Raw genomic sequence first — 12,855 nt, forward strand, 5'->3', positions numbered from 1 at the left:
CGATCCGGGGTACAACGGCTCAATCCATTAGCCGTAGCGAAAATCAATGCCAAATGTTCCTGCCGGATACTCCCATTGTTCGAGGATCGTATCGCCGCACAGCACCCGACAGGTGCCACACTCCAGGCAGCCAGCAGAATCAAAATGAATATTCCCACTCTCGTCCTGCTTATACAGTCCGGCGGGACAGGCCTTCAGCAGTTTGCGAAATTCATTCAGATCGGGATGTTCGGCCAGAATAATGTGCGGGTGACCTTCATCGACATTGAATTTATTGACGCCCAGCTTGACGTCGACGTTAACGGTATTGTCCTGACTCATAGCGCAGTTGCCCCCTTGATGCCGTCTTTCAGTAAGTTCATCAACCCAATTTTCTTCGCATGGGACATCATCATCTTACGAATCGGTTGGTTCGGGCGTCCGTCAACGGTGAACATATCGTTCATGATATCTGCGACCATGCGAGGGTATTGGGTGAACAGGCGCGGGTTTTCCATCAGCGCCGGGATCTTGCGAAAATGCTGTAAATCACGCATCACACAGCCCTGTTCGAGGGAGCGTTTGTAGTCCATCAGGCTGCTGGCAGAGAAGTCCTGGCGTTCTTTGGCTGCAATGGCGGTTTGGGCGGCGGCTTCTGCGGAGGCTATTGCTAAATCCATACCACGCACCGTGTAACCCAGATTCAGACAGAAACCCGCGGCATCGCCGACGATCATTACGCCGTCATCAACCAGTTTGGGTACCATTGCCAGACCGCCTTCCGGTACCATATGTGCGGAATACTCCAGCAGTTCTCCTCCCGCAATCAGTGGACGAATAGTCGGGTGTTGCTTAAAGTCTTCCAGCATTTGTGGAATACTTTTCGTTGCGTGAGCAATATCCCCCAGCCCGCATACCAGCCCCAGAGAGACCGAGTCCTGGTTGGTATACAGAAAGCCTCCCCCCATCAGTCCATCCGACGGTGAACCGGCAAACAGCCAGGCTGCGCCTTCATCGCCTGAGAGGTTGAATCGATCCGCAATCACAGCCGGAGGTAAGCCGATCAACTCCTTTACGCCAACGGCATAGTGGTGAGCAGAAGAGGGAGGGACCATCCCCAGCGACCGTCCTAATATTGAGTTGACGCCATCGGCCAGGATGACAATATTGGCTTCCAGGATATCGTCACCAGCTTGCACGCCGGTGACCTTATTACCTTCGCGGATCAGCGCATCAACGCGGACGCCGGGGATGAACTGCGCGCCGGCCTGTTCTGCTTTTTCCATCAGCCAGGGATCAAGTCGGTTGCGCAACACGGTGTAAGAATCCTGCGCTGGCGCGTTGTCTTTATCCCGATGAAAGTCGAGCGTTACGGCGCTCTCTTCGGTCAGGAAGGATATTTTTTCGCGGGTCACTTTACGTTCGAGTGGTGCTTCCTGCGCGAATCCCGGCATGATGCGTTCCAGACTATGCGCATAGAGTCGCCCACCGGTCATATTTTTACTGCCCGCACTGTTTCCGCGTTCGATGACCAGCACGTCCAGTCCGGCCTGCGCCATAACGTAGCCTGCAACTGTACCCGCCACGCCAGCACCGACCACAATGGCATCGAATTTTTCATCTGACATGCTTTATGCTCCTTTCCCGCCGCGAAGCAGCGGGAGATGTGCGTTAAATGGGGGGGTTAGCGGCTGAGATGTTCGATAAGGGCCGGAACAACTTTGTAGATATCGCCTACCAGGCCGTAATCGGCGTAATTGAAAATAGGGGCTTTTTTGTCTTTATTGATAGCGACAATGACTTTCGCGCCGTTACCGCCGACCATGTGTTGAATTTGTCCTGAGATGCCTAACGTGAGGTAAAGGTCTGATTTCAGTAACACACCAGAAACGCCAATGTAGCGTTCGCGCTCCATCCAGTTTTCGCCTTCGGCAATCGGGCGTGAACAGCCCACTTCTGCGCCCAGTACCGATGCCAACTGGCGCACCATCTCCAGATCGTGTTGCGCAACCAGGCCGCGCCCCACGCCAACCACACGTTTGGCTTTACTGAGGTCCACGCTGCTCACGGATTTGGCGCGACGTTCCTGGCACATAATTTCATGAAGCGGTGCGATGTAAGCTGCCGAGACAACAGGACAGGTGTGCGATGCGTTTTCCGCTACAGGTTCAAGCACCCCTGGGGCTAGCGTGATAATTGCCAGCGCGCTTTTGATTTTTTCTTTGCCGAATGCCAGACCACCATACATGCGGTGCTCTGCGAACACGGTGTCATCCTCAAGCGTCACCGATATTGCGTCGTTCACCATCGCGGCATTGAGTTGGATGCTTAACCGTGCCCCAAGTGATTTCGCGCGCTTTGTAGCGGGCATCAACAGCATTCCGGCGTGTTCTTGCATCTGCGCTGCAATGGTTTCGGCGTAATTTTCAACACGCTGTAAACCGGAGGGGGCTTCGAGCACGATTATCTCATCGGCACCCAGAGGTTTAACCTGATTAGCTTGTTCGCTGCCTTGTACAATAAGATGGACGTGTTCACCCCACTGACGCGCGCCGGCCATTAATTCTGCGTAGCGTTCTACGTTATCGCTGAACACCCATACGTTAGCTAATTTACTCATGATAATTTCTCTCCGTTGAGCTTAGTTCAGGGCTTTTTTCAGGTGTTCCGCCAGTTCGGCAATGGCTTCAGCCGAGTCATTTTCCAGAATGATGTGCTTACGTTCTGTTTGTGGCGGTACCGTAAGGCTTACCAGTTCCGCTAACGGTGACGCCGGCGTCCAGCCAATATCGCTGGCTTGCCATGTTGTGACGGGCTTTTTACCCGCGCCGAGAATGGCTTTCATTGAGGGAATACGCGGCGTGTTGATATCCGAGGTTACGCAGAGTACAGCGGGGAGCGGCAGGTCAATCACTTCGACTTCATCTTCCAGCGTACGCTCAACCACAATGCGGTCGCCATTACGTTGGATGTTGCTGACGGCGCTAATCACCGGGAGTTGCAACAGTTCGCCAACCAGTAAGCCAACCTGTTGGGCGTAGATATCCCCCGATCCTTCTCCGAACAGCATCAGGTCGAAATTCATATTTTTGGCCGCGCAGACCAGCGCCTGAGCGGTGTCGCGGGGCAATGAATGCTCCAGCTGTGGATCCTGCACCATGAACAAACTGTCCGGTCCACGAGACAGCACGTCTTTACGCACTTTGGAATTTTGCAGTAGCGAGCCGCCCACGGTTAAAGCGACGATTTCATCACCCTCCGTACTCAGTTGCGCCGCGGCCTCAATCGCATTCAGATCAAACTGGCTGATTTTGGCGTCGGCCCGGTCAAAGTTAAGCGAACGCTGTGGGGTAACAACAATGTCCTGTTCTTCAGGCACCAACTTAAAGCAGGTTATTATTTTCATGGCATCTCCAGTCATCCACAGTAGGGAAAATTAACTGAAAATAGTGTGCGGCAGAGAGGGGACTGTTTTCGACGGGGCAATCTGTTTTCATTCCCAACAATCTTGCAAAAAAAAGTGCGGCGGGAATGCTTGTTTCATAAACGAGAGCCCGGGGTTGTGTACTGAAGAAAAAAAATAGCAAACACACCAGGGAAGGATAATTGCGAAATGCATCCTGTTTTTTATCGTTTCTACGCTTAATTTGTTTCTGATATGTAAATTGTTAATGTTGAATTAATAACATTTACTCTTATCAGTTTTATAAAACGGAAATAATCGTAGAGAACAGCGAGATAGCGCCGGAGGTATCATCTTGCAGTCGACGCAAATAATTTTGTTTCGCCAGCAAGGAATAACGTTGTATAACATCATTATTGTTTTCGCTTTCTGATATTAATTATTCGCAAAATTACTGCCTTTAGGTGGAGGTTGTCATGTATCAACGCTGCTTTGATAATGCCATGGAGACCCTTTTTGAGCAGGGGAAAACGCCGAGACTTTCCCGATTCGTCATTAGCGATGATCCTAACTGGGAGTCCGGCCATCATGTTCATGATAATGAAACGGAGCTTATCTATGTTAAAAAGGGGGTTGCAAGATTAATCATCGACTCTTCGCTGTATGTCGCGCATGCCGGGGACATTGTGGTGATTGAACAAGGGCGATTACATGCGGTTGCATCTGATACCAGCGCACCGGCTACCACTTACACCTGCGCGCTCTACGGTTTCCGGTTTAAAGGCTGGCAGGATAATCAGCTATTGCAGACGCACTCGTGTCCGGTCATTAACGTCAGTCAGGGTAAAGAGGTTATTAAGAGTATTTTTAATGAACTGGGGGTGATGCTCCCGCAGAGCAAGAACAACCTGACTTCTTCCGCTTATGACGCATTCGCGTATGCATTAACCGTGTTATATTACGAAAACTTTAAAAATGCTTACCGCTCTGAACAAGGATATATTAAAAAAGATGTCTTAATTAAAGATGTACTGGTCTATTTAAATAACAATTTCCGCGAAAAAATCACTCTCGAACAGTTATCTAAAAAATTCCGCGCCAGCGTGAGCTATATCTGCCATGAATTTACCAAGGAGTATCGTATTTCACCCATCAATTATGTTATTCAGCGACGAATGACGGAGGCAAAATTTTCCCTGACTAATACCGAGGCCTCGTTGGCGGAAATTTCGTGGCGGGTAGGGTATGAAAACGTCGATCATTTTGCCAAACTTTTTCAGCGGCATGTGGGATGTACTCCCAGCGATTATCGTAGGCAGTTTAAAAATAACCTTGCTGAGCAAGAATGCCTGATGCCTGAAGTCTGATTCCCCCGCACCGTCCCGGATAGCGCATCCGCGCTATCCGGTCAGTTATACCGCTTACTTATTTTGATAATCTTTCAGGATTTGGCGACCCGCGACGTAAATCATGATTTCATCGGTACCACCGCCAATGCGCTCACAGCGGACATCGCGCCAGAATCGGGATACGCGTGCTTCATCGGTGTAACCCAGTCCGCCCATAATCTGAATTGCGTCGTCAATCACTTCCATTGCCGTACGTGCACAATACAGTTTTGCCAGCGCCGCACTGGTGCGCAGCGACTGTTCCTGATCGGCCTGCCAGGCGACCTTCAGCACCATATTACGCATGTTTTCGATTTTTATTGCCATCAGAGCCAGTTTTTCCTGGATCATCTGGTTATGACCAATTGGCTTACCAAATGCGATGCGTTGGTTAGCGTAACGAGCGGCATCTTCGAAGGCGCATTCGGCAAAACCCGTGCTGCGCGCGGCGTTGATCAGGCGTTCCATTTCAAAGTTGTACATTACATTAAGGAAGCCCATGCCTTCTTCGCCGACCATATCGCTTTCGTCCACTTCAACGTTATCAAGATAGACTTCGCAGGTGCTTAACATGTGCCAGCCGATTTTATGCAGTGGGTTAACCTTAATGCCAGGTTTCTTTGAATCCACCCACCATAGCGTAAAGGCTTTCTTCGGATCTTTCGGCTCCGGGTCGCGAGCCAGTACCAGCATGTACGGATACTCTTTAGCGCCGGTGATAAATGTTTTTTGCCCGTTGAGATACACCTTGCCGTTTTTGCGGGTATAGCTGGTGGTGGCGCTGTTATTATCGGAGCCTGCTCCCGGCTCGGTTAATGCCAGCGCATACGCTGGATCGCCCGTTTCCATGGTGCTTTCTGCCGTTTTACGCAGTTGCTCGGCGGAGCCAAAACGTCGCATGCTGTGGATGCACTGACCATTGGTGATCAAAAATGCGGGCGCGCCACATTTTGACACTTCCATCAGCGCCAGCATCTGGGTGACGTAATCAGCCGGGATGCCGCCAAACTCTTCCGGAACGCCCAGCATCGAAATACCGTTGTCCGCAAGAGCTCGCATAAATTCCTTCGGATAAGTCGCCGTCTGATCGCAGGTGCGGAAATACTCTTCCGGGAAATTGCTGGTAATCAGTTCGCGAATGCTGGCAAGCAACAGTTCTTGTTCTTCAGTTAATGAAAAGTCCATCAGGGTACTCCTTTTAATTGGCTGCGTCGGGTAATACAAAGCCCATCGAGGCATCGATAAATAATCTTTCGTCCATCAGTTTCAGGTCTGGGGAAATAATTGGAGTGAAGTCCATTTTGTCGAGAATGTCTTCCTGCAAAGAGACCCCTGGCGCAATTTCAACTAAATGGAGGCCATCTTCTTTTAACGTAAATACAGCGCGTTCGGTGATGTAACGCACATCGAGACCACGCTCAAGGGCAATTTTTCCACTGAACGTGACTTCAGGTAATTCGTTAACGAATTTTTTCACCCGACCTTCCTGCACGATATTTAACTTGCCGTCGGCAACTTCCGTTTTCAAACTTCCGGCAGTTAACGTGCCGCAAAAAATAATTTTCCTGGAGGTGGCGCTAATATCGATAAAACCGCCGGTGCCCATGATTTTGCCATTGAATTTATGTACGCCGACATTGCCGTGCCGATCCACTTCAGCAAAACTTAAATAACACACATCCAGCCCGCCGCCGTGGTAGAAGTCAAACTGGGAGGTCATATCCAGAATGGCGCGGGTGTTGACGTTGGCACCAAATGCGATGCCCTGAGACGTAATGCCGCCAATCGGGCCGGTTTCGACCGTCAGAATAAAATCGTCGGCACAACCTTCTTCGCGTGCGACAAGGCCAATCCCGTCGGCGATGCCCACGCCAACGTTGCCGACCGCGCCTTTACGCATTTCGAACAGCGCGCGTCTGGCCACCAGTTTACGCTGGTTAAGCGGCAGGGTTGTTTGCTGGCTGTCATCGAGGACAAAATCGCCGGAAATAAAACGGTTAACCGGCGCGCCACCGTACAGTTGGGTTTGGTCGGGGTCGATGACCACAATATCGACCAGATAGCCCGGAATACGCACCGCTTTCGGATGCAACGTGGCTTTCTTCACCATTTTTTGCACCTGCATCATGACGATGCCGCCGTTGTTGTGTACGGCCTGAGCAATCACCAGCGCATCGAGATACATCACTTCATCTTCAAAGGTGGCGTAGCCTTCGCTATCGCAGGTCGTGGCGCGAATAAAAGCGATGTTTGGCGCAATGGCTTTGTAATAGAGATACTCTTTGTTATCGATTTCCACCAGTTTGATCAGATCTTCGGTCGTCACCTCATTCAGTTTGCCGCCCTGTTGGCGAGGATCGACAAACGTACCGATGCCGATATCACTCAGAATGCCAGGCTGGTGGGCTGCTGATGCTCGCAGGGCTTGGGTTAATACGCCCTGGGGATAGTTATAGGCAGCGATTTTATTCTGCTCAGCAAGGTCGGAGATTCGTGGCGATTGTCCCCAGTGGCCGCAGAGCGCCCATTTGACTAAACCTTCCTGCGCCAGCGGGCTGATTCCGCGGTCGGCGCGGTCGCCTAAACCCGTTGGGCTAATTAATGATAAATTACGTGGTGATTGCGTATTTTTGTATTTTTCTGCCAATGCATTAATTAATGTGGTTGCTTCAAGAATACCACCGCCTGCGCCTAATACGCAGAGGGTTGCTTCATCAGGAATATAATTAATGGCTTCTGCTGCGGATAATACAGGTACTCGACCATCGATACGGTTTGGTCTTGGAAATTTCATATAAACTCCAGATTATATGCGTGCGACTACCTGTCGCTATAGTCGACAATAATATTGTGAGTTAATTTAATCAGGCTTAGCTGCCAGCCAGATATTCGTGGTTAAGCGAATATCTGGGGCAGGGCATTGCTAATAGTGATGTGGATATATTCTGCTATTAAGCCTGATGCAATATTGTTAATACAGTACGCAGATCGGCGACCGAAATTTGTCCCGGGGCCGACGCTTTTTTCACGGCGCCAAAGGTGGCTGCTGAACCGAAAACCTCGCCGGAGAGACGTGAAATCACCCCAGTTTTAGCCATCGACATGGTAATTATCGGCCGGTCCGCATAGCGCTCTTGCATTTCCAGCGTAGCGCCCAACAGTGTCAGCACATCCGTTTTGTTTTGCGGCATCAGGGCGATTTTAGGAATATCCGCGCCAAGTTCCTGCATTTTACGCAGACGCTGGATGATCTCCTCTGCGGCTGGTGTCTTATGGAAATCATGATTCGACATAATCACGCTGACATTTTTCGCGTGGGCATGTTCGACGGTCGCTTTAACCAGCTCATCACCGGTGAAAAGCTCCAGGTCGATCATATCCACCAGACCGCTGTCTACTGCTGCACGGTTAAGTGCAATATAGTTTTCGACAGACAGTGCCTGTTCACCGCCTTCTTTGGCGCTGCGGAAGGTGAAAAGTAGCGGTTTGTCCGCTATCACATCGCGGATGGCGCGAGCCGCTTCCAGCACGGCATCTGTGGAAGAGACATCGCTGAAATGGTCAACGCGCCATTCCAGAATGTCGAAATCCGCTTCGCGATAGGCCAGCGCTTCGCTTTTTACCGTGGCGATGTCTTTACCCATCAGCGAGACAATGATCTTCGGCGCGCCCTCGCCAATCACGAGGTTTCTTACGGTTACGGTTTTCATTGATTACCCTTTAAATATATTACAAATGCGTGCCCGTCAGGCTGCAAAACCCATAACCTGTTTCACATACTCCAGTGGGAAATCTTTCCCGGTCCAGAGTTTGAACTGTTCAGCCCCTTGCCATAACAACATGCCGTAACCATCAATTGTTTTGCAACCCGCAAGTTGCGCCTGTTGCAATAATTTGGTCATATGCGGGTTATAAACGCATTCAGTCACCAGCAGCTCCGGGCGCAGCAGGGAAACGTCGGTCACGAGAGATTCGTTGTCCAGCGGCTTCATGCCGACTTTTGTGCCGTTGGTCAGAATATCCGCGCTGGCGAGGGCATCGGCAAATGCTTGCCGATCGGCGAGATCGATAACGGTCACGACGCAATCGGTGTTTTCATTGACGCGTTTGGCGAATGCCTGCGCCTTTTCAAAGAATTCATCTTTACGGTTAAACAGCTTAATTTCTTTGATGCCTTCAATGGCCGCCTGCGCGCCAATGGCTGTCGATGCGCCGCCCGCGCCCAACAGTACCATGGTTTTACCTTTAATATCGAAGCCGCTTTCTTTAATGGCGCGAATATGACCGGTGCCATCGGTATTGTAACCGCGCAGGTAACCATCATCGTTCACGATGGTATTGATTGCGCCGACCAGTTTGGCAGCAGGGGTCAATTCATCAACATATTCACATGCCAACTGCTTATTGGGCATAGAGACCCCGGTGCCGCGCATCTTCAACGCTTTCAGTCCGGCAATGGCATTGGCAAACGTTGAGTTATCGACTTCAAATGCCATGTAGGTAAAAGGTAGTCCCGCTTTTTCTAATGCCTTGTTTTGCATTTCTGGTGACAGACTATGTCTGATAGGGTAGGCCATTAAGCCAATCAGTTCATATTTAGCAGTTACGTCCATTTGATACTCCTTCTAAACAATTTATTGAAAATAACGTTCGCCCAACCGCACATCATTTTTGGGGATATCAAATACGCGGTAGTAACGAATAAAGACGATGATGGCGGTGATGAAGGCCAGCAGAGCAAATGCAAAGTCCAGCAAAATGATGTATTGCAGGCCAATGTTAGAAAGGTATCCGGTGATTAATGGGATAATAAAATTGGCTACGCCACCCATCATCATATAAACACTGGTGACTTTGGCTTTGCTCCTGGGGAAAAACTCTGACATCACCGAGACGCCAAGCTGTAAAATACCGCCAGCGGCAGAGAAACCAATCAGAAATGAACCGGCGTTACACACCAGCGGAGAGGGATATAAATAGATGACCGCTGCGGTGATGGTTGCCAGCGCGGCGTTAAACACATTTGCCCATATCGGTCGAACCATTTTCTTCAGCAGGGCGGCAAAAATAAATACGCAGACCAACGATCCCATACTGTAGTAAGAGATCGTTTTCAGGGCGTCGGCTTCCGCCATGCCGGCAAACGCCATGGCGTATTTCGGCATCCAGACCACGATGACGTAAAAGGTTGAAAACGCCGCGACACCAAACATCACGGAAGCGACGCCTTCCAGCCAGACCAACGGTTTGCTGTTCATCTGTGGCAGCTCTTTGGCGATACCGGCATCCACCATCTGGCTGGGAAAGCGGCTTTTTAACAGCATCAGGGTGATAACGACGAACAGTACGCCGGGGATAATGACTGCATAGCCGTACCAGATATGGTTGAGCAGCATGGTGCTGACGACAATGGGGTAGAGCATCTGCCCGAACGAGACCATCGCTTTAACCAGGATAACAGCCGATCCTGATGCTTTGGGGAAGCATTCCATTAATGCCGGATAGCCACCGGTATCCAGCGCCGAGTTAGCCACGCCAACGCAAACAGCCAGAATAAAGGCAATCAGCAGATTAGGGCTGGCGGGAATACCGAAGAAAAACAGCATATACAGAATAGCGCCTAACAGAATGATCGCCCGGCGGCCAAACTTATCTGAGAGCACACCAAAGAATAAAATACTCACCAGTCGCCCCAAACCAATGCCTGAAATTAAATAGGCAATCCCGGCATTATCGGTGGAGAACTTTTCTGCGAGAGACGTCATATTTTGCGCCAGCGTAATGACGCTAATGCCGTGGAGAAAATAACTTAAATAAATACAGATTATCGCCAGAAGAAATGGCGTATTAAAGGTCTTGTTTTGAGACATTTTCACAACTCCTTGCGGATTTTAAAATTATTTCGTGCTTGACGATATTTTTAAATTTTGGCGACCTTGTGCTTAATATACCGTTCAGTAGACACATTACCTACATAGCATGGCGTTTAACTTACCAGGTATTTTGCATCTTAAACTGTGAATTTAATTCTTCCTGATGACTTTTTGCTGATAATTTAAAAGGGCAGCCAATTATGTTGCAGAAGGGATGAACAATATTGCATCCCCGTTATTCTGCGACCGTCGCCATTTTTAGTTGATGTTTTAATGCGGCGCGGCTGCGATACCCAATAAACAGCGCCAACAGGAAACCGACAGCGGCGATACCGGCATCAAACCACATGATATGAGCAATGCTGGTCTCTGAGATTCTTGCTGTGATCAGCGGAATGGTGAAAGTCGCAATGCTGCCCGCGCTGTAGTAAATGCCGGTCGCTTTACCCTTTGCATGTGGAAAGCGTGCCGCCATCAGTGTTAAACCGATTTGCACCACGCCTCCGGCTGAAGAAAATCCAATGACAAACGCAAAGGTGATAACCACGTAGGGTGTCGGGTGCAGGCAAACCACCAGCAGCGCAATAAATGAAATAAAGGTGTACAGCATCAACAACAATGTCGCGCGTTCCGCTTTGCGCGCCAGTGGAGCAGTAATCAATACGCACAGCAAAGAGCCGCAGGTGTAAATGCTTAACAATTTGATAGATAACGTATAAGGCATGCCAGCAACAAACTGTCCGTACTGCGCCAGCCACTGGCTTACCAGATAAAATGTCGCCATGGCGATATAGCCATACAGAGTGTAACAGGCAAGGTCGAGAATCGAACAACGATGTTCAGATTGTTGTGTTTCCCGTTTAGCAGGTAATGCCTTGATGGAAGTTTGATTTCCTGGATGCGCCGGGAAGCGACAGCGAAACAAAAACACGCCGTTGATTATCATAATGGCGGCCGCCAGCAGGAAGGACCAGCCAAACCAAAGCTCGGCCCACACCAACAAACTGATAATCATAGGTAGCAGAAACTGGCCGCTGGAGACGAAGGCTTTTATTAATATATTGGCTGTACTGGGCGATCGGGGAAACGCCTCCATCAGGCTGGGATAGGTTCCGGCATCGAGAAAACTGTTGGCCATTCCCGCCAGAAAGCCAAAGGCATAGGCGATAAAAATACTATGCGTATTGATGATGCCAACAAAGAAAATCAGGTAGCAGATCATGCCGAAAATAATAAACGGTCGGCGGCCATAGCGGTCGGAGAGCATGCCAGCCATTAATAAGACACTTAAACGACCGATGCCCAGCGAGGAAATAACGATCGAGACGCCCGCGGCGTTGGTTTGCCACTGGTGTTCAAGCGAAGACATATTGAGGCTCATCAGAATGACCCCCATGCCGTGGACCAGGTAATTAAAGTACAGCCCTATCGCAGTGGAGAAATAGGTGTTTTTCATAATGTGTTACTCAGCGAAGAGGCTAAATTGGTATGGCGTTGTAAATGCTTAACACAAACGCTCAAGGTCGTGAGCGTAGAGCTCAACAGCAGCCGATTGATAGATTTTCCAGTCGAGGAAATCGTTGTGGTGATAAACCGTCTGAAATGAGTTCAGATCGGGAAAAAAACGCATAGTGTTATTACCAATGCGGTTATTAATTTTGTCGATAACTGCATTAATTCTTACTTTCCGTCTGGCTTTCATTTCTTTACAAATGTGCGCGATGTACTCCGGGATTTCCCTTTCGCCATTTTCCCATTGTTGCCATGCGGCAACATTATTATCACGCGAGATATACATCGCGCTTTCTTCCACCGTCATAGCAAAAATATGGCGGATAGCCTGCAGTTCCAGTGCGTTCATTATTTGATCACCTCATAAAAGACGGTGGAATAGTAATAGCATTGCTGTGGATATTTCGGCTTGAAGAGAGTCACAGTATCTTGTGCAATATTATTTGTTGTATAGCAGGGAAGAGGTACTGAGTTTTGCAGTCAGTCGAGTGCGGAGGTGAGTGAAGGACAAAAAAAAGCCCATCGTGGGAGATGGGCAAAGACTACACACAGCAATTCGTTGTTTCACTCAGGGGAATTCCATGCTTATAAATCAATGTGTTGATCTACAGCCTTGAGCTAATAGTAGGCATACTGATTTTTCGCGTCGATCAGATTCATCTCAATAGTTTAAAAACTGTAAAGAATTTGCGACATAAAT

General features: G+C 49.4%; 12 protein-coding genes and 1 other RNA gene. 1 reads left to right on the forward strand and 12 read right to left on the reverse strand.

What is annotated here, in order from left to right:
• Window positions 1-27 precede the first annotated feature (27 nt).
• Genes FOB24_RS12160 through FOB24_RS12175 form a run of 4 tightly spaced genes read right to left on the reverse strand, consistent with a single transcriptional unit; the run spans window position 28 to window position 3,385 of the window.
• A complete protein-coding gene (locus FOB24_RS12160) occupies window positions 28-321 on the reverse strand; it encodes a ferredoxin (RefSeq protein ID WP_038640220.1) in 294 nt (97 codons plus the stop codon).
• Window positions 318-1,607 (reverse strand): FAD-dependent oxidoreductase, encoded by a 1,290-nt coding sequence (locus FOB24_RS12165; protein ID WP_150344974.1) that lies wholly within the window; start codon window positions 1,605-1,607, stop codon window positions 318-320. Before FOB24_RS12165 ends, FOB24_RS12160 begins: the two co-directional genes overlap by 4 nt.
• Before the next feature lie 56 nt (window positions 1,608-1,663).
• Window positions 1,664-2,599, reverse strand: coding sequence for an electron transfer flavoprotein subunit alpha (locus tag FOB24_RS12170; RefSeq protein ID WP_150344975.1), 936 nt, complete (start codon window positions 2,597-2,599; stop codon window positions 1,664-1,666).
• Between the two features lie 21 nt (window positions 2,600-2,620).
• Window positions 2,621-3,385 (reverse strand): electron transfer flavoprotein, encoded by a 765-nt coding sequence (locus FOB24_RS12175; RefSeq protein WP_085049448.1) that lies wholly within the window; start codon window positions 3,383-3,385, stop codon window positions 2,621-2,623.
• Window positions 3,386-3,858: 473 nt separating this feature from the next.
• On the opposite strand from FOB24_RS12175, the gene FOB24_RS12180 reads away from it, so the two are divergent.
• Window positions 3,859-4,749, forward strand: a complete 891-nt coding sequence (locus FOB24_RS12180; protein WP_038640228.1) for an AraC family transcriptional regulator — start codon at window positions 3,859-3,861, stop codon at window positions 4,747-4,749.
• A gap of 54 nt (window positions 4,750-4,803) precedes the next feature.
• Here FOB24_RS12180 and FOB24_RS12185 read toward each other — a convergent pair whose 3' ends face one another.
• The 8 genes from FOB24_RS12185 to rprA all read right to left on the reverse strand — a co-directional run bounded on the left by FOB24_RS12185 (window position 4,804) and on the right by rprA (window position 12,770).
• The gene (locus FOB24_RS12185; RefSeq protein WP_038640230.1) at window positions 4,804-5,955 is read right to left on the reverse strand and encodes an acyl-CoA dehydrogenase; all 1,152 of its coding nucleotides are present in this window, start codon (window positions 5,953-5,955) and stop codon (window positions 4,804-4,806) included.
• A 13-nt stretch (window positions 5,956-5,968) separates the two neighbouring features.
• Complete coding sequence (locus FOB24_RS12190; RefSeq protein ID WP_150344976.1) at window positions 5,969-7,564, reverse strand: acyl CoA:acetate/3-ketoacid CoA transferase; 1,596 nt, start codon at window positions 7,562-7,564, stop codon at window positions 5,969-5,971.
• A 157-nt stretch (window positions 7,565-7,721) separates the two neighbouring features.
• On the reverse strand, window positions 7,722-8,480 hold the full coding sequence (gene aroD, locus FOB24_RS12195; protein ID WP_087856690.1) for a type I 3-dehydroquinate dehydratase: 759 nt from the start codon (window positions 8,478-8,480) through the stop codon (window positions 7,722-7,724).
• Between the two features lie 36 nt (window positions 8,481-8,516).
• Window positions 8,517-9,383 (reverse strand): quinate/shikimate dehydrogenase, encoded by an 867-nt coding sequence (ydiB, locus tag FOB24_RS12200; protein ID WP_069324249.1) that lies wholly within the window; start codon window positions 9,381-9,383, stop codon window positions 8,517-8,519.
• 21 nt (window positions 9,384-9,404) lie between these two features.
• Complete coding sequence (locus FOB24_RS12205; RefSeq protein WP_038640238.1) at window positions 9,405-10,640, reverse strand: MFS transporter; 1,236 nt, start codon at window positions 10,638-10,640, stop codon at window positions 9,405-9,407.
• Between the two features lie 238 nt (window positions 10,641-10,878).
• Window positions 10,879-12,099: an MFS transporter gene (locus FOB24_RS12210; RefSeq protein WP_038640240.1), complete on the reverse strand. Its 1,221-nt coding sequence runs from the start codon at window positions 12,097-12,099 to the stop codon at window positions 10,879-10,881.
• 48 nt (window positions 12,100-12,147) lie between these two features.
• Window positions 12,148-12,504, reverse strand: coding sequence for a YdiL family protein (locus tag FOB24_RS12215; RefSeq protein WP_038640241.1), 357 nt, complete (start codon window positions 12,502-12,504; stop codon window positions 12,148-12,150).
• A 158-nt stretch (window positions 12,505-12,662) separates the two neighbouring features.
• An RNA gene (gene rprA, locus FOB24_RS12220) (antisense sRNA RprA) lies at window positions 12,663-12,770 on the reverse strand.
• Between the last annotated feature and the right edge of the window lie 85 nt (window positions 12,771-12,855).

The sequence above is a fragment of the Citrobacter werkmanii genome, from assembly GCF_008693645.1.
Classification (GTDB): domain Bacteria; phylum Pseudomonadota; class Gammaproteobacteria; order Enterobacterales; family Enterobacteriaceae; genus Citrobacter; species Citrobacter werkmanii.